A 16618-nucleotide genomic window follows, 5' to 3' on the forward strand; every position below is an offset into this window, starting at 1 on the left:
TGCCAGGTGTCCCACGTTTATACGCGCAGGCTTCGCCCGGCAAGGCGAAGGCCAAGTTTTCAATATCTGAGGGGTGAGATACATGCTTGGACTGGCTAAAGGCCTGGGATATACATTCAAAAAGCTTACGGAGAAAAAAATCACGCACTTTTATCCGGATGTGCCCTTTCCCATGCCGCCACGTTTTCGCGGCATCCAACACTTTTCTCCGGAAAAATGCATCGTGTGCAACCAGTGTGCGCGCATTTGTCCGACAGAGTGCATCCAACTGACAGGGAAGCCCCATCCGGACCCGGAGAAAAAGGGGAAAATTATTGATACGTACGATATCAACTTCGAACTGTGCATTTTGTGCGATCTCTGTACAGAGGTGTGCCCGACCGAAGCGATTGTGATGACCAACAACTTCGAACTGGCTGCCTACAGCAGGGACGAATTGTACAAAAACCTGAAATGGCTGGATGACAACAATACGAACGTCAGGGAGGAGAACTAGCATGACTGGCGAATTTGTGGCCTTTTTTATCCTGTCTCTCCTGACGATTGGCGGCGCCGTTTTCATGATTAGTTTTACGCGTGTCGTACACATGGTGATCTCCCTGGGGGTCACGTTTATCAGCATCGCCGGACTGTTTGTGTTGCTCGGAGCGGAGTTTGCAGGCGTAGCGCAGGTGCTGGTCTACTCCGGAGCCATTTCCATCCTGATGCTGTTCGGCATCATGCTCACCAAGCACGATGCCCAGGACGAAGGCACCGGGCGGACGTGGAAAAACCGCTGGATTCTGCTTTTTGTCGTCGGTTTGTTCGGGCTGTTGTTCTGGGGTGTGCAAAACACTTCGTGGCCGGCACCGCCGCCGCCAACGGCCTCATCCGTGAGCAACGCAAAGGTAATCGGCCTTGAAGTCTTCACCAAGTACGTCATTCCGTTCGAACTGTTGTCTGTCCTGCTGTTGATCGCATTGGTCGGTGCGATCATCATGGCGAAAAAGGAGGGGGATAACGAATGACGGTAAGCATCACCTCCTATTTGCTGGTCGCGCTGATTCTGTTTTGCGTCGGCTTGTACGGAGCGCTGACAAAGCGTAACGCCGTTGTCGTGCTGATCTCGATCGAGCTGATGTTGAATGCGGTGAATATCAACCTGGTCGCCTTTTCCAAATACGGCTTGTACCCCGCTGTAGCCGGACAAATTTTCACCTTGTTCACGATGACGGTAGCAGCCGCCGAGGTCGCGGTGGGATTGGCGATCCTGATCGCGCTCTACCGCAACAAGGAAACGGTCAATGTAGATGAAATGGATCAAATGAAACGATAGATGGAGACCTGATAAGGAGGACAAAGATGGATACTTTTTTGCACTACGCCTGGCTGATCCCTCTGTTTCCGCTTCTTGCTTTCATCGTGATCGTTTCATTTGGTCGCCAGTTGAAAGAAGGAGCGGCCTACGTCGGCATTGGACTGACGGCTGTTTCTTTCGGGATTGCCGTGCTCGCCTTCTGGGAGCGATTCCGGGAGGGGGGCGCAGACTACAACTACGTGGTTGATTGGCTCCACGTCGGGGACATTGTCATCAACATGGGCTTCGAGGTAAACCCGCTCAATGCCATGATGCTGGTCATCGTGACCTTGGTCAGTCTGCTGGTTCAGATTTATTCCAAAGGCTACATGCACGGCGATGAGCGTTTTCCCGTGTTTTATCAGTACCTGGCGTTGTTTACGTTTTCCATGCTCGGGCTGGTGGTTTCCCCGAACTTGTTGCAAGTGTACATCTTCTGGGAACTGGTCGGCGTCTGCTCCTTCCTGCTCGTCGGCTACTACTACTTTAAGCCGGAAGCGAAGGCTGCGGCCAAAAAAGCGTTTATCGTCACACGGATCGGCGACCTGGGGCTGTTCATCGGGATTTGTCTGTTGTTCTGGTGGACAGGAAGCTTTGAATACGGGCCGATTTTTGAGAGCGTAGCGCTTGGACGAATGGAGCCGTGGGCGATTACGGTGGCCGCGATTCTGATTTTTATCGGAGCAATGGGAAAATCAGGCCAGTTTCCGCTGCATACGTGGCTGCCTGACGCGATGGAGGGGCCTACGCCAGTGTCTGCCCTGATTCACGCGGCGACGATGGTCGCTGCCGGCGTGTATCTGGTGGCTGCTACGTATCCGCTGTTTATCGCATCAGAGACGGCGTTGACTGTAGTGGCGTATGTAGGAGGCTTCACGGCGATTTTTGCCGCCTCCATCGGTTTGACACAGCGGGACATCAAGCGTGTGCTGGCGTATTCGACAGTCAGCCAGCTGGGCTACATGATGATGGCGCTCGGCGTCGCCGGAGCAGCCGGTTATGTGGCTGGATCGTTCCACCTGATGACACATGCCTTTTTTAAAGCGTTGCTCTTTCTCGGGGCGGGCAGCGTCATCCACGCCGTACATACCCAGGACGTTTTCGAGATGGGCGGTTTGTGGAAGAAAATGCCGGTGACTGCCTTGACCTTTTTGATTGGGTGTCTGGCCATCGCGGGGATCTTTCCGTTCGCCGGATTCTGGTCGAAGGAAGCGATACTGGGAGCCGTGTATGGGGCGCATCGCTACGATCTGTTGGTCATTGCGCTTGTTGCCGCTTTCTTTACCGCCTTCTACATGTTCCGCTTGTTTTTCCTCACGTTCGCCGGAACGGCCAGAGGCAAGCACGAAGCGCACGAGTCGCCAGGCGTCATGACTGGTCCGCTGCTGATTTTGGCGTTGCTCGCGGTTGCGGCTGGTTTTGTGAACACGCCTTACGCTCCGCTGCTGTCTGACTGGCTCCTGTCTACGAGCACGGGAACGGCGATTACAGGCGTTTTTGGAGAGGGAACCGAGCATGCTGCATCCTGGCTGCAAATTGCGGCCCTGCTGATCTCGGTGCTCGGAGTCATTTTGGCCTACTTCATGTACGGCAAAAAGTCGATTTCTCCGGACAGCATTCCGGAAGCGATGCCGTGGCTCTATCGACTCTCTTATCGAAAATACTATGTGGATGAACTGTATCACCACGTCATTGTGCGGCCGCTCGGTTGGCTGGGCATCATCCTGAACGTGTTTGACAAGTACGTGGTGGATGGCCTGGTTGCGCTGACAGCCAAGATTGCACAAGGGATCGGCTCCCTGCATGCGCGCGTGCAAAGCGGTCAGATCCAGTCATACGGGGCGATGGTCCTGTTCGGTCTGCTGCTGTTGATCATCGCCATCAGTTTGACGGTCGAGGGAGGTGGATTCTTTGGGTTCGGGCGTTAATATCCTGTTGTCGTCGCTGGTGTTTTCTCCGCTTCTGGCGATTCTGGTCATCGCCTTCATCCCGAGCCGCCGATTCGGGGCAATCAAGCAGGTGGGAATATTGGGGACCTTGCTGCCGCTGATTCTGGCCTTCTGGATGTTTGGAGCTTTCAATTACGATACGTCCAATCTTCAGTTTGTCGAGCATCACGACTGGATCTCCATCCCGATCGGACTTGCGCAGACGGGGACAGTGTTTGCGTTTGAAATCGACTATGAGTTGGGCGTGGATGGCATCTCGATGCCGCTGATTTTGCTGACGGCGATTATCGCGACGATGGCAGCGGTCGCTTCCTGGCAAATCAAGAAGCGGCTGAAGGAATTTTTCATCCTGTTCCATCTTTTGTTGATCGGGATGCTGGGTGTGTTTGCCGCCGACAACCTGTTTTTGTTCTTCATCTTCTTCGAACTGACGCTGGTGCCGATGTACTTCCTCATTGGCATCTGGGGGTATGGTGAACGGGAGCGTGCGGCGAACAAGTTCCTGTTGTACAACGGAATCGGCTCTGGCATCATGCTCTTGGCCTTTATCCTGCTTTTCGTCGTCATGCGGACGCTCAATATCGACCAGATTGCCGCGATTCTGACGACGCCGGATCATCCGGTTACCGCTGCGCTGACGCCAGCGACTCGGGTGGGGCTGTTCCTGGCGCTGTTTGTGGCCTTTGCCATCAAGCTGCCGGTATTTCCGTTCCATACGTGGATGCTCAAGGTGCACGTACAGGCCCCGCCTTCCATCGTCATGATCCACTCCGGCATTTTGCTGAAGATGGGGGCTTACGGACTGTTGCGAATGGGCATCGGCTTTTTCCCGGAGCAGGCCTATCAGTTTTCGACGTGGCTGGCGATCTTTGGCATCATCAACGTGCTGTACGGAGCGGTACTCGCTTTTGTGCAAAAGGATTTGAAGATGGTGCTGGCGTACTCCAGTATCAGTCACATGGGGATCGTACTCCTGGGGTTTGCGGCGATGAACTCGATCGGCTTTCAGGGCGCGATGTTCCAGGTTGTCTCCCACGGCTTTATTTCGGCGCTGTTGTTTTTCCTCATCGGCGTGATTTGGGACCGGACACAGACGTCGATGATCGACGAACTGGGCGGCTTGGCCAAATCCATGCCGTTTGTCAGCGGTGTTTTCCTGGCTGGCGGGATGGCGTCGCTGGGACTGCCCGGCATGTCCGGGTTTATCAGTGAGTTTTTCGCTTTCCTTGGGCTGTTTGGGCGAATGCCTGTGCTGGCCGCGATCGGGGCGCTCGGAATCGTGCTGACCGCCGTTTACGTATTGCGAGCCATTCTGCGGACGACGTTTGGGCCTACGCCAAGCCAGTTTACGGGTCTTGCAGATGCCCAGCCCATGGAAGTGATTCCGATGGTCGTGCTGCTCGGCTTCATTATTCTCATCGGAGTGTACCCGGCTATTTTGGGCAATCCGATGCAGCAGGCCCTGAAAACGATCGTACCGATCGTAACGGGAATAGGAGGGTAATCCATGGACGTAAAAGATATTTTCTCATATGACTGGAGCTACCTTCTGCCCGAATTCATCATTCTCGGATTTGCGACGATTCTGTCGCTCTTGGACCTGTTTGCGGGCAAGCGCCTTGGCAGGCAGGTGATCGGCTGGCTGTCTCTGGTGGGGGTAGTGCTGGCGGCGGTCTTTGTCTTCGTCAATGTCAATGTACTCGACAAGCCCTACAGCTACATGGCGGACATGATTCGCGTGGATGACTACGGCAACGCGTTCAAGCTGCTTTTCCTGGGCGGGACGGCATTTGCGATCCTGATCTCGCTGTCGTATCTGAAACAAGGAGAGGTTACCCATACGGGAGAGTACTATTATTTGATGCTGACGGGGCTTTTGGGGGCCATGGTCATGGCATCCTCGGCCGACCTGATTACGTTGTTCGTAGGGCTTGAGCTTTTGTCCCTGTCGTCCTATGTGCTCGTCGGCTTGCGGAAAAAGTCGCGGCACTCGAACGAATCGGCGTTCAAATACGTCGTCTCGGGCGGAATCGCCACCGCGGTTACCCTGTTCGGGATGTCATACGTCTACGGATTGACGGGAACGACGCATCTATACGAAATCTCGTTCCGCTTGGCGGAGGCCGGAATGGCCGGCTATCAGTTCCTCGTATACGTGGCCTTTGCCTTTTTGGCGGTCGGTCTCGCCTTTAAAATATCCGCAGCTCCCAACCACATGTGGGCGCCGGATGTGTACCAGGGCGCTCCGACTCCCGTTACGGCGTTTTTGGCGGTCGTCTCCAAAGCGGCAGGCTTCTCGCTCTTGTTTCGTGTTTTGCTGATTTCGTTCTTTCACGTCAACGATGGCGCAAACCGCTTCTTTTTCCAGGAGGGGAGCCTGTATCTCGGCCTGATGGCGGCAGCTTCCATGGTCATCGGAAACATGATGGCGCTGCGGCAGACGAACGTCAAGCGCATGATGGCTTACTCGGCCATCGCGCAAGCGGGCTATTTGCTGGTGCCGTTCGTGCCGCCCACGACGCTGTTTTTCGGCGAAGTGATTTTCTACCTGTTCGGGTATTTGCTCGCGAGCTTCGGCGCCTTTGCCGTCATCATGGTGGTCGCGCGCGAGCAAGGGACAGAGGAGCTAAAAGGCTTCGCCGGCTTGTACCACCGCTCTCCGCTGATGGCGATTGCGATGAGTATTTTCCTGTTGTCGTTGGCAGGCATTCCTGTCACCGCAGGATTCTTCGGGAAATTCTATCTGTTCATGGGTGCTCTGGCTCAGGAAACCTACTGGCTGGCAGCGATCATGATCGTCACAAGCGTCATTTCCTATTATTATTACTTCGGGATTATCCGGCAGATGTACATGCGTCCGGGACCGAGCGAAGCGCCGCTCGCCGTGCCAAAAGGCATCTGGACCTTCGTTTTCGTCCTGGCTCTCCTGACAGTGCTCTTCGGGGCCTTCCCGGGTCTGGTTACCGACTATGTGCAGACTCACTTCAATCCGTCGTTTGACTTCGGGAACATGCTTCCTTCCGATTTTCAGTGATACTCGTAACGGAAGGCCGTATCATGTACAATAGAAGGGATGGCTCACATTCGAGCTGTCCCTTTTTCTTTATTTGGTTACGGATTGGCAAGAGGAGGAACAACCATGCCGCAAGAAGTGTACGGCGTAGTAAGCATCGTTTTGTCGATTGTGTTCATTGCCCTTTCCTGGTGGGCCCTGCAATCTTTTCGCTTTGAAAAAATCGTCAAGCATCCGCAGGGAGCGCAAGCGAAGCTTTTGCAAATTCTGTTGTCGATCGTGATCGGCTATGAAGTATCGCGGTTTTTCCTGGATTATTTGGGCTGGTCCCTGACCTTCGGCAACCTGTTTTCCTGATTCCCAAACTTCCTCTCCTCGGCTGGTATATCCACCCAGTTTCATGTACAAAATGAGAAGTACAAAGAGATAGGCATGAAACATGGGGAGAGGATAAATATGGGGAAATGGTCTGGCCTTCCTGCACTGGCTCTGTTGCTGGTAGCTTGTGCCTTGTACTGGATGCCTGCGCAGGCGTCGGAAGCAAAACCTGTTGCGAGCAAGCTCATGCAAACGCTCGAAGACTCGGGAGCAACGGGCGTATCCATCCAGGTACGTGCGCGCGTGGCGATGGGAGCGCTGCGTCCGGAAGAAGTCAAAGAGTTGGCACGGACATGGGCGAAAAAGCTGGAGATCCCTCTTTCTCTTGACGGGGAACCGCAGAACAGCAACGTTCTTCTGTATCGGACTACATACATGCAAAACGGCGTTTCCATGCGCTACGAGGTAACAGGTGTGCCTAAAAATGGTTCATTTGATACATATCTAGTGCTGCAGTTATCTGGAAGCCGTGATTCCCTACTATATATGGAACAGATACAAGAAACCTTCGCAAAAGCCCTGAAAAATGCCGACTTTATTCCGCAAATTAGCACTTGTATTCGCGGATTGTACAATGTTAAGATGAGTGTTGACCAACAGGGGGGTAAAATTATGTCGATTTTTGCTACCCTCCAGGCAACAGAATTGGAACGTTTACAAGATGAGACGGTTGTCAGTATTTCCGGGTATACTCCCATGTGGGAACCATTCATCGCGTTAAACGGGCAAAAGATGAATCTGCAAGTGGCAACACACCGTGACAGCGGCAATGCTGGCACATGGGTCACGATAGGTACACCAATTATCACAGTGGAATATTAGCACGCGGAGGGGTACACATTGGATAAAATTATTGTCCGTGGTGGTAAGGCATTGACCGGGACTGTGAAAGTTTCTGGCGCAAAAAATGCCGTACTCCCTATTATTGCAGCATCTATCCTGGCAGAGGAAGGAACATGCGTCATCTCGGATGTACCTGCTCTCGATGACGTCAGGACGATATGCGACCTCTTGAAATCGATGGGAATCTCCCTTACATATGATCATGAAGTGCTGACAATCCATGCTTCCGAGCTTACCAGCGTGGAAGCATCCTATGAACTGGTCCGCAAAATGCGTGCATCCTTCCTGGTAATGGGGCCGCTTTTGGCAAGAAAAGGACAGGCTCGTGTCGCTCTTCCAGGCGGTTGTGCCATTGGTACCCGCCCCATCGACCAGCACCTGAAAGGGTTCGAGGCTATGGGAGCCAAAATCGAGATCGGACAAGGGTTTATTGAAGCGAAAGTAGACGGGCGGTTGAAAGGGGCCAAAATCTACCTCGATATCGCAAGCGTCGGCGCAACGGAAAATATCATGATGGCCGCTACTTTGGCAGAAGGCACGACCGTGATTGAAAACGCGGCAGAAGAGCCGGAGATTGTGGATCTGGCCAACTTCCTGAACAGAATGGGGGCCAAAATCCGCGGTGCGGGAACCGGCTCCATCCGCATCGAAGGCGTGGAAAAGCTGAAAGGCTGCACGCATTGCGTCATTCCTGACCGGATCGAGGCGGGCACCTTCATGGTAGCCGCAGCGATTACGGGGGGCGATGTCTTTGTGGAAGGCGCGATTTGCGATCACCTGAAATCCGTCACCGCCAAGCTGCGGGAAATGGGCGTGGAGGTAGACGAGCAGGAGAACGGCATTCGCGTTCGCCGGACAGGTCCGCTCAAGGCTGTCGATCTCAAGACGCTGCCGTATCCAGGCTTCCCGACTGACATGCAGTCGCAAATGATGGCGCTTTTGCTTGTTTCCGAAGGCACAAGTATCGTGACCGAGACCGTTTTTGAAAATCGTTTCATGCACGTGGAAGAGTTCCGCCGCATGAATGCCAACATCAAGATCGAAGGACGCAGTGCGATTGTAGAAGGCGGCTCCAAGCTGACCGGAAGCAAGGTAGCTGCAACCGATTTGCGCGCAGGCGCGGCATTGGTGCTGGCTGGACTGGTGTCCGAGGGGGAGACGGAAGTGACGGCTCTCCATCATATCGACCGCGGGTACGTGAATTTTACGGAAAAGCTGCTGGCGCTCGGGGCAGATGTGGAGCGCGTCAGTTCCGAAGAGAAAAAGCGGGAAGCCGTGGTACCGGATCCCATCAAAGTCAGCTTCTCTCCTAATTTTGCGTAACCGACATGTCGGCTGCTAGGACAAACACGAAGACTCTCTGCAAAAGCAGGGGGTTTTTTTTTGCGCGCGACTCTCTTATTCTCTCGTTCTATCGGTCTTTGGCAGGACATAGACTGAAAGTGTCTAGCACGTAACGGGGAGGATCACTTGATGAAACGCTACTTGCTCATAGGGTTTATCACGCTGCCGATCTTGCTCGTCCTGGTGCCTGCCGCGCTGGTCTATCTGTTTGCTCCCTCGCACGATGCCGCTGTCCAGCCAAACGCAGCGGGACAAGAGCAAGACAAACCCGCGATGGCGGAAACGGCTTCGTCGCTCTCCATCAAGGTCTACCGAACAGAAAAAAAGGTGGTGGAGACAGTGCCGCTGGAGACGTACATTGCCGGGGTGGTCGCCGCCGAGATGCCTGCCGAATTCGAACTGGAGGCGCTGAAAGCCCAGGCGATGGCCGCGAGAACGTATATCGTGCGCAGGCTCAAGCAAGGAAAGTTTGACGATGTGCCGGCGGGCGGACAGGTGCTGGATACCGTCCAGCATCAGGTCTATATGGATGAAACACAGCGCCGGGAGCGGTGGGGGGACCAATTCGAGTGGAAGAACAAGCGCATCGTGCAGGCCGTTCAGTCAACGGCGGGCGTCGTGCTGACGTATCAGGGAGAGCCGATTGATGCGACGTTTTTTTCCACCAGCAACGGATTTACCGAAAACTCGGATGAATACTGGGAGAAGCCGATCCCTTATTTGAAAAGCGTGGCCAGCCCCTGGGATATCGAGTCCCCCCGTTATGAAGAAACGGTCGTCAAGTCGACTGCGGAGCTGGAAAAGGAGCTGGGCGTGAAGCTGGCGCAGGAGGCATCCTCCAATGGAGCCTGGTATCGGATCGAGTCGCGGACGACAGGCAATCGGGTGGGCAAAATCAGCATTGGCGGCAAGGAGTTCAGCGGCCGGGAATTTCGGGAAAAGCTGAATCTGAATTCGTCGTCCTTTTCGCTGGAGATTCGGGGGAATCAGGTCTTTATTACGACCAAAGGGTACGGACACGGGGTCGGCATGAGCCAGTGGGGAGCAAACGGCATGGCCAAAAGCGGCAAAACGGCCGAGCAAATCGTGAAGCATTTTTACCAAGGCATCAGCTTGCAGCCATACGCACAAATCATACGAGCCTAGCATAAAGAGAAGCAAATTTTTACTTTTCCCTCATCCCTCAGGTTTATACGCCAAAATTCTGGCGATACTGAGGGATGAGGTGATGAATAACATGGAAGATCAAAAAAATCAAAATCAACCGATTCCATTCAAGAAGGCAAGCACTTGGAAAAAAGTTTTGGGCAAGAAGTGGGCGTTCCCCGCAATCTACATCGGAACCGCAGCAATCATTCTCGCTTTTGTGATGTGGTATCAGGGCAGCGTCATGGATACGGTCTCCCAAATGTCCAATGTCGGGGATGGCGTGGCCGTGACAACTCCAGCGGCTCCTGAGACGACCGAGCAAAGCGAAGAAGCGGTACCTGTGGCAAGCAGCGTTCAACCATTGGCATGGCCTGTAGGGAAAAACGTGCAGTACGAGCTGGGAATGAGCTACTACGATGAGCAAGCGTCCAAAGACGAGCAGCAAAAAGCGCTGGTGAAGTACGGCAATTCCTTCTACCCGCACACGGGTATGGATTTGAAGGCAACTGACGGCAAGAGCTTTGATGTTGTTGCTGCGCTCGCCGGAAAAGTCACCAAGGTGGAAAATGATCCGCTCGTCGGCAAAACCGTGGAAGTAGAACACGCCGACAAAATGGTCACGGTGTATCAGAGCCTGGAAAACATCACGGTCAAACCGGGCGATGAAGTGACGCAAGGCCAGGTCATCGGTTCCGCTGGCCGCAACGAGTACGAGAAAGACTTTGGCGTCCATCTCCACTTCGAAGTCCACGTGGATGGCAAACCGGTCAACCCTCAGCAATATTTGCTGCAAGCCGAAGCAAAAAATCAATAACAAGCGAAATGATGGAAAACACCTGCAAAACCAAGCGTTTTGCGGGTGTTTTTTTGCTGTTGGTACAAACTGTGGAAAAAAGATGCGGTCGTGCCGGCTTGTCAGGCTTGGAAACGTAGAATATGTGTCCCGACGCACCCATATATTGTATCAGACAATGTAGATACAAGGAGGCGAGTAATGTGCACGACTACATCAAAGAGCGGACCATCAAGATTGGCCGATATATTGTAGAGACGCGAAATACGGTTCGGATGATCGCCAAAGAGTTCGGTGTTTCCAAAAGCACAGTGCACAAGGACTTGACGGAAAGGCTGCCTGAAATAAATCCGGAGCTGGCAAACCAGGTTAAGGAAATTTTGGAATATCACAAAGCCATCAGACATCTGCGGGGAGGAGAAGCGACCAAGATCAAGTACAAGCGGCGCAGTAAAAAAGTCCGCGTGGAACAGGAGGAAAGTGTCCAATAAAGAATTTCCTTGTCCTCTCACGTAGAAGAGCCTATGATATTAGGTAGAAATGTAACTGGTAACAGGGAGGACCTTTCATGTTTGGCAAAGATATCGGGATCGACTTGGGGACGGCCAATGTCTTGGTGTATGTAAAAGGCAAGGGCGTTGTTCTAGACGAACCATCTGTTGTGGCAATCGATAGTAATACCAGAAAAGTATTGGCCGTCGGGCACGAAGCACATCGCATGGTGGGCCGCACCCCGGGAAATATCGTGGCGATCCGACCTTTGCGCGAAGGGGTCATTGCGGATTTTGAGATTACGGAAGCGATGCTGAAGCACTTTTTGAACAAAATCGGCGGGAAAAGCATGTTTGCACGCCCACGCATTCTGATCTGCTGCCCGACGAACATTACGTCTGTCGAGCAAAAAGCGATTCGCGAAGCGGCAGAGCGCAGTGGCGGCGCAAGACAGGTGTTTATCGAAGAAGAACCGAAAGTTGCCGCAGTAGGGGCAGGAATGGATATTTTTCAGCCGTCCGGCAATATGGTAGTGGATATCGGTGGGGGTACGACCGATGTTGCGGTACTGTCTATGGGCGATATTGTTACGTCTTCCTCCATCAAAATAGCTGGAGACACATTCGATGTGGCCATTATGCGGTACATAAAAAATAAATACAAATTGCTGATTGGAGAGCGTACGGCTGAAGATATCAAGGTTCAGATCGGAACCGTATCCGGCGGGCGCCAGGACGAAATGGACATTCGTGGTCGAGACATGGTAAGCGGCTTGCCGCAAACAATTACCATTCAATCGGGCGAAGTCCAAGAAGCCCTGGCCGAGTCGGTGAGCGCGATTGTACAAGCCTCCAAATCTGTTTTGGAACGAACACCTCCTGAGCTTTCTGCCGATATTATTGATAAGGGTGTGTTCCTGACCGGCGGCGGCGCACTTTTGCACGGGATCGACGAGATTTTGGCGGAGGAGCTGAAGGTTCCTGTGCTGGTAGCGGAAGAGCCGATGATGTGCGTAGCCAAAGGAACCGGAATGATGCTGGACTACCTGGACAAAGTACCGGCTCACTCGACTAAGCGATTATTCAGGGGGTAAGATGACGTGATAAGAGGCTTGTATACGTCTGCATCTGGCATGCTGGCCTTGCAAAACAGGCAAGAATCGCTGGCGAATAATCTCGCTAACATCAATACGCCTGGTTACAAGCAGGACGTAGGTGTGATGCGAGCGTTTCCGGAACAGCTTCTCTCGCGCATGCGCGATTCGGAAGGACCTGAATTTCCTGGCATTCCGAATATGCCTGGACAGCCTGCGGTCATTGGACGGTTGAACTCCGGCGTGTACATGTCGGAAGCCATTCCGAATTTTACACAAGGGGATATCGAGGAGACGCGCAATCCGTACGATGTCGCGCTGTTGGACAACCTCCAGCCCGATCAGGACGGCAATGAACGCCGCCTGTTTTACAGCGTGGCGCGGATGGAGGACGTGACGCAACCGGCCCAGTCAGAGGATATCCGCTACACGCGGAACGGCAACTGGAGCGTGAATGCGGATGGATACCTGGTGACGGCGGACGGCTATTATGTGCTCGACAATCAAAATCAGGCGATCCGGCTGAACAACGATCCGCTCACCGGAATCAATGTCGGGCAGGATCTGAAGATCAGTCAGGCTGGCGAACTGCAGTACCGGGCTACAGCAAGCGAGGAGTATCAGACGCTGACTAGCCATCCGCGGCTGGGCCTGACCGTCGTGACCGACCCGCAGAAGCTCGTTCGCGAGGGAACGAACGTCTTTCGCAATGACGGAGACGCAGAGGTACAAGCAATCGATATCGCGGAAGCAGAAGATCAGGCTGCACTGGCAGCCGGAGAGTACGATACGCCTGCCGTTGCCGGGCGGTACGGTACGCAGCAGGGATGGCGAGAGCGGTCCAATGTCGATCCCGCTCAAACCATGACAAGCATGATGAGCGTACTGCGCGCGTACGAGGCCAATCAGCGGGTCATTACCACGATTGACGGTACGCTGGACAAGGCTGCTAATGAAATCGGACGGGTAAACGGATAATAGGAGGTAGGAAGGATGCAGTCGCTTAACATCTCTACATCGGCCATGCGCGGCATTCAGCAGGCGTTGGACAACACCGCCAACAACCTGGCGAATATTGATACAATCGGCTACAAGCGCAGGGTGGCATCGTTTTCCGAGCTTCTCTCCGATTCGATGAACGAGCAGCCAGCAGCGGACAATCAAAATCGCAATACTCCTGCCGGATTGCGTATCGGCAGCGGTGCTCGGCTTGGCTTGACCAAGCTGGATCTCGGTCAGGGCAGCGTCAAGGTGACGGATGTGCCGACAGATGTGCTGATTGAAGGGCAGGGCTATTTTTTGGTCACGCGCAAAATCAAGGATGCAACGGGAGCGGTCATCCAGGAAGAAAGTCGCCTTACACGTGACGGCTCTTTCAAGGTACAATACGATGATGACGAAGGCGGCTACGTGCTGCACACGCCATCCGGCCACATTCTCACGGACAATAACGGCGTGAACATCGTGCTGCCGGAGCCGGTGCAAGACATTCAGATTACGCCAGAGGGCGAGCTGTCTGCCAATGGAGTCTCCTATGGCACGATCGGCATCTGGAAAGTGGACAATCCGGATCAATTGCAGCAGGTAGGACAAAATCTGTTCGACGCAGAGCTTGCTTCGGGGGAGAATCCGCTGACCAAGTATGCCAACGCCATTGACGAAGGCATTGCTACGCTGCGCCAGGGCGCACTGGAAGGCTCCAACGTGACGTTGACAGAGGAAATGTCGCAGTTGGTCAATATTCAACGCGCTTATCAATTGAATGCGCGGGCGATCGGCATCAGCGATCAGATGATGGGGATCGCCAATTCGCTGCGCAGCAGATAATTCATGCAAACAGGCAGGGATGACGGAGGTGAGGAGCATGGAACAAGGGAAGGGCAGACGGCTCCCGCATGATTCCGAAGAGGTTCGGAAAAAGCCGAAAGAGCGGGAACGGAGCGGAAGAAGCTGGCGAATGACGGCCGCCAAGATGGTGCTGGTTCCCATTCTGTTGTTTTTCTCTCTCGTCATCGGGTTGGTCATCGGCTACGGAGTAGTGGGACACAAGCCAGCGGCGGAAGTATTCGACCTCGGCACGTACAAGCATATGTGGGACCTGCTCTTTGCGGATACGTAAGCAACGATAAGAGAAGAGCAAGGCGGACAAGCCCGAACCGGAATGGTTGGGGCTGCCTGTTTTTTCAAGGGACTTGTTGCGCTGTTTGTCCACAGAGTATAATAGATCGAGTGGTTGGAAAAGGAAGCGACGATTCTTGCTACGGAGGGATGTCCGTGAATCTTCCTAATTTGCTTACGATCTTTCGCATCGTGCTCATCCCTTTGTACCTGTATGTCTTTTTCTCCGGGATTCCTTTTCACGTCGAAATCGCTTTGGGCATTTTGATTGCGGCGGGAGTCACGGACATCGCTGACGGGTACATCGCGCGGAAACATAAGCTTGTGACCACAATCGGAATGATGTTGGACCCTCTGGCAGACAAACTGATGATGTTGGCGGTGATCGCCTCATTGTTTTTGACAGAGCGGATTAGCGTGTGGGCCGCCCTGTTTTTCTTTGTGCGCGATTTGGCTATGATTATAACAGGAGCGATTTACCACTTCCGAGGCAAAAAAACGGTACCAGCCAACGCATACGGCAAGTTGACAACAGTTCTTTTGTATTTGGTCATACCGCTTGTCATGTATCGATATCAATACAGCGAAGCGATATTGTGGACGGTGATCGCGTTCTCGTTTATTGTGAGCGCGATCTATTTAGGGAAGTTTCGGCTGTTAAACCGCACGTAAGGGATGGATAAAAGAGCACTTCCCGTTTGGGGAGGAAGTGCCCCTTCTATTGTAACCCCGCTATGCCGACTGGTCGGAAGCGGGAGTATGTTTATTCTCAGTTTGCCAACTGGTCTTCATACACGGACAAGCCCAGATAAAGTATGGAAATGGAGCGATCAAACATGGAATTCAAAGCACCGCTTGACAGCAGACAAATCCAGGAAATCATTCCGCACCGCTATCCGTTTTTGCTGGTGGACAAGATTGAAGAACTGGAGCAAGGAAAACGCGCAGTCGGGATCAAAAACGTAACCGTGAACGAGCCGTTTTTCCAGGGGCACTTCCCTGGCTATCCGGTCATGCCTGGCGTTCTGATTGTGGAAGCGTTGGCGCAAGTGGGAGCAGTCGCGATCCTCAGCATGGAAGAGCACCAGGGTAAAATCGGGCTGTTTGCGGGCATTGACGAGTTCCGCTTCAAGGATCAGGTGAAGCCTGGCGACACGCTGACGCTGGAGGTTGAGCTGACACGCGTGCGCGGTTCGATCGGCAAAGGACACGGCAAGGCCAGCGTTAATGGGAAAGTAGTCGCAGAGGGCGGATTGATGTTTGCCTTGACGGCAGGAAATAAAGCACATTCATGATATCCTTGAATGTGCTTTTCTTTTCGGGTAAAATGGCTAGTGGGCAACTTATATAATGAAGGTGAAAACATTGACCAAACAGGTCGCAACCATATTGGGTGTGCCATTTTCGACTCGCGGCTTTCGCGAGAACGTCACCTATATAGCCGAACGCATTGAAAACGGCCAAAAGACCCATGTCGTAACAGCCAATCCGGAAATCGTCATGCTGGCGAGAACGGATCGCGCTTTTCAATCGATTGTGGAACAAGCCTATGTCGTTCCGGATGGAATCGGCATCGTCTACGCGGCCAAATGGACCAATCAGCCCATTCGTGAGCGCGTGACAGGCGTGGAGCTGCTGGAAGCGTTGATGGCGGAAGCGAACAAGCGTCAGTGGGGCGTTTACCTGCTCGGCGCCAAGCCGGATGTCATCCGTCTGGCGGCGGAAAAGCTCGCCGCTCGCTACCCGAACGCGCGCATCGTCGGATACCGGGACGGATATTTCCGGGAAGAAGACGAGGAACGCATCGTGCAGGAGATTGCCGAAGCGAGACCGGAGCTTTTGTTCGTGGCACTGGGCGCGCCCAGACAGGACGAATGGCTGGTGAAGTATCGCGACCGCCTGAATGCCGCTTTGATGATGGGGGTAGGCGGAAGCTTCGATGTCATCTCCGGAAAAGTAAAACGAGCGCCAAAAATGTGGCAAAGAATGCATTTGGAATGGTTGTACCGACTAGCTTCTCAGCCGTCTCGCTGGAAGCGTCAGCTGGCTATTCCCCGTTTCGTTTGGACTGTACTCAAAGAAAAATGGAGTAGCCGTTCCTAGATGCATC

At 53.5% G+C, this 16618-nt stretch carries 19 protein-coding genes; all 19 read left to right on the top strand.

The genetic code is table 11. The features are described 5' to 3' along the window. Window positions 1-82 precede the first annotated feature (82 nt). The 19 genes from nuoI (at window position 83) to ACTHO6_RS04825 (ending at window position 16611) form a co-directional block, all read left to right on the top strand. Complete coding sequence (gene nuoI, locus ACTHO6_RS04735; protein ID WP_440239890.1) at window positions 83-496, top strand: NADH-quinone oxidoreductase subunit NuoI; 414 nt, start codon at window positions 83-85, stop codon at window positions 494-496. Window position 497: 1 nt separating this feature from the next. Continuing rightward, complete coding sequence (locus ACTHO6_RS04740; RefSeq protein WP_440239892.1) at window positions 498-1007, top strand: NADH-quinone oxidoreductase subunit J; 510 nt, start codon at window positions 498-500, stop codon at window positions 1005-1007. Next, complete coding sequence (gene nuoK, locus ACTHO6_RS04745; protein WP_440239894.1) at window positions 1004-1315, top strand: NADH-quinone oxidoreductase subunit NuoK; 312 nt, start codon at window positions 1004-1006, stop codon at window positions 1313-1315. Before ACTHO6_RS04740 ends, nuoK begins: the two co-directional genes overlap by 4 nt. A gap of 26 nt (window positions 1316-1341) precedes the next feature. After that, window positions 1342-3264: an NADH-quinone oxidoreductase subunit L gene (nuoL, locus tag ACTHO6_RS04750; protein ID WP_440239896.1), complete on the top strand. Its 1923-nt coding sequence runs from the start codon at window positions 1342-1344 to the stop codon at window positions 3262-3264. After that, complete coding sequence (locus tag ACTHO6_RS04755) at window positions 3248-4789, top strand: complex I subunit 4 family protein (RefSeq protein WP_440239898.1); 1542 nt, start codon at window positions 3248-3250, stop codon at window positions 4787-4789. The genes nuoL and ACTHO6_RS04755 overlap by 17 nt, the downstream gene beginning before the upstream one ends. Before the next feature lie 3 nt (window positions 4790-4792). Beyond that, on the top strand, window positions 4793-6319 hold the full coding sequence (gene nuoN / locus ACTHO6_RS04760; protein WP_440239900.1) for an NADH-quinone oxidoreductase subunit NuoN: 1527 nt from the start codon (window positions 4793-4795) through the stop codon (window positions 6317-6319). Between the two features lie 105 nt (window positions 6320-6424). After that, window positions 6425-6655 (top strand): DUF1146 family protein, encoded by a 231-nt coding sequence (locus ACTHO6_RS04765; protein ID WP_440239902.1) that lies wholly within the window; start codon window positions 6425-6427, stop codon window positions 6653-6655. A 99-nt stretch (window positions 6656-6754) separates the two neighbouring features. Then, window positions 6755-7498, top strand: a complete 744-nt coding sequence (locus ACTHO6_RS04770; RefSeq protein WP_440239904.1) for a YwmB family TATA-box binding protein — start codon at window positions 6755-6757, stop codon at window positions 7496-7498. An 18-nt stretch (window positions 7499-7516) separates the two neighbouring features. Beyond that, window positions 7517-8842, top strand: a complete 1326-nt coding sequence (gene murA, locus ACTHO6_RS04775) for a UDP-N-acetylglucosamine 1-carboxyvinyltransferase (RefSeq protein ID WP_440239906.1) — start codon at window positions 7517-7519, stop codon at window positions 8840-8842. 150 nt (window positions 8843-8992) lie between these two features. Continuing rightward, window positions 8993-10009, top strand: a complete 1017-nt coding sequence (spoIID, locus tag ACTHO6_RS04780) for a stage II sporulation protein D (protein ID WP_440239908.1) — start codon at window positions 8993-8995, stop codon at window positions 10007-10009. 91 nt (window positions 10010-10100) lie between these two features. Further along, window positions 10101-10826 carry a peptidoglycan DD-metalloendopeptidase family protein gene (locus ACTHO6_RS04785; protein WP_440239910.1) on the top strand — a complete coding sequence of 242 codons (726 nt, stop codon included), beginning with the start codon at window positions 10101-10103 and terminating at the stop codon, window positions 10824-10826. 182 nt (window positions 10827-11008) lie between these two features. Beyond that, entirely contained in the window at window positions 11009-11296 is a 288-nt protein-coding gene (spoIIID, locus tag ACTHO6_RS04790) for a sporulation transcriptional regulator SpoIIID (RefSeq protein ID WP_005831806.1), read from the top strand. A 77-nt stretch (window positions 11297-11373) separates the two neighbouring features. After that, window positions 11374-12390 (top strand): rod shape-determining protein, encoded by a 1017-nt coding sequence (locus ACTHO6_RS04795; protein ID WP_440239913.1) that lies wholly within the window; start codon window positions 11374-11376, stop codon window positions 12388-12390. 6 nt (window positions 12391-12396) lie between these two features. After that, the gene (locus ACTHO6_RS04800) at window positions 12397-13368 is read left to right on the top strand and encodes a flagellar hook-basal body protein (protein WP_440239915.1); all 972 of its coding nucleotides are present in this window, start codon (window positions 12397-12399) and stop codon (window positions 13366-13368) included. A gap of 15 nt (window positions 13369-13383) precedes the next feature. Continuing rightward, entirely contained in the window at window positions 13384-14217 is an 834-nt protein-coding gene (locus ACTHO6_RS04805; RefSeq protein ID WP_440239917.1) for a flagellar hook-basal body protein, read from the top strand. Between the two features lie 37 nt (window positions 14218-14254). Continuing rightward, entirely contained in the window at window positions 14255-14509 is a 255-nt protein-coding gene (locus ACTHO6_RS04810; protein WP_440239919.1) for a DNA-directed RNA polymerase subunit beta, read from the top strand. 149 nt (window positions 14510-14658) lie between these two features. Then, complete coding sequence (locus ACTHO6_RS04815; RefSeq protein WP_440239921.1) at window positions 14659-15180, top strand: CDP-alcohol phosphatidyltransferase family protein; 522 nt, start codon at window positions 14659-14661, stop codon at window positions 15178-15180. 164 nt (window positions 15181-15344) lie between these two features. Continuing rightward, window positions 15345-15803 (top strand): 3-hydroxyacyl-ACP dehydratase FabZ, encoded by a 459-nt coding sequence (fabZ, locus tag ACTHO6_RS04820; RefSeq protein WP_440239923.1) that lies wholly within the window; start codon window positions 15345-15347, stop codon window positions 15801-15803. A 70-nt stretch (window positions 15804-15873) separates the two neighbouring features. Continuing rightward, entirely contained in the window at window positions 15874-16611 is a 738-nt protein-coding gene (locus tag ACTHO6_RS04825; protein ID WP_440239925.1) for a WecB/TagA/CpsF family glycosyltransferase, read from the top strand. Window positions 16612-16618: the final 7 nt, after the last annotated feature.

It is taken from the genome of Brevibacillus sp. SAFN-007a (genome assembly GCF_051967035.1).
Classification (GTDB): Bacteria; Bacillota; Bacilli; order Brevibacillales; family Brevibacillaceae; genus Brevibacillus.

Excerpts from the sequence above, each read along its gene's own strand:
- nuoI (WP_440239890.1), top strand. The coding sequence starts at position 83 with ATGCTTGGACTGGCTAAAGGCCTGGGATATACATTCAAAAAGCTTACG.
- ACTHO6_RS04740 (WP_440239892.1), top strand. The coding sequence starts at position 498 with ATGACTGGCGAATTTGTGGCCTTTTTTATCCTGTCTCTCCTGACGATT.
- nuoK (WP_440239894.1), top strand. The coding sequence starts at position 1,004 with ATGACGGTAAGCATCACCTCCTATTTGCTGGTCGCGCTGATTCTGTTT.
- nuoL (WP_440239896.1), top strand. The coding sequence starts at position 1,342 with ATGGATACTTTTTTGCACTACGCCTGGCTGATCCCTCTGTTTCCGCTT.
- nuoN (WP_440239900.1), top strand. The coding sequence starts at position 4,793 with ATGGACGTAAAAGATATTTTCTCATATGACTGGAGCTACCTTCTGCCC.
- ACTHO6_RS04765 (WP_440239902.1), top strand. The coding sequence starts at position 6,425 with ATGCCGCAAGAAGTGTACGGCGTAGTAAGCATCGTTTTGTCGATTGTG.
- ACTHO6_RS04770 (WP_440239904.1), top strand. The coding sequence starts at position 6,755 with ATGGGGAAATGGTCTGGCCTTCCTGCACTGGCTCTGTTGCTGGTAGCT.
- spoIID (WP_440239908.1), top strand. The coding sequence starts at position 8,993 with ATGAAACGCTACTTGCTCATAGGGTTTATCACGCTGCCGATCTTGCTC.
- ACTHO6_RS04785 (WP_440239910.1), top strand. The coding sequence starts at position 10,101 with ATGGAAGATCAAAAAAATCAAAATCAACCGATTCCATTCAAGAAGGCA.
- ACTHO6_RS04795 (WP_440239913.1), top strand. The coding sequence starts at position 11,374 with ATGTTTGGCAAAGATATCGGGATCGACTTGGGGACGGCCAATGTCTTG.
- ACTHO6_RS04805 (WP_440239917.1), top strand. The coding sequence starts at position 13,384 with ATGCAGTCGCTTAACATCTCTACATCGGCCATGCGCGGCATTCAGCAG.
- ACTHO6_RS04810 (WP_440239919.1), top strand. The coding sequence starts at position 14,255 with ATGGAACAAGGGAAGGGCAGACGGCTCCCGCATGATTCCGAAGAGGTT.
- ACTHO6_RS04815 (WP_440239921.1), top strand. The coding sequence starts at position 14,659 with ATGTCCGTGAATCTTCCTAATTTGCTTACGATCTTTCGCATCGTGCTC.
- fabZ (WP_440239923.1), top strand. The coding sequence starts at position 15,345 with ATGGAATTCAAAGCACCGCTTGACAGCAGACAAATCCAGGAAATCATT.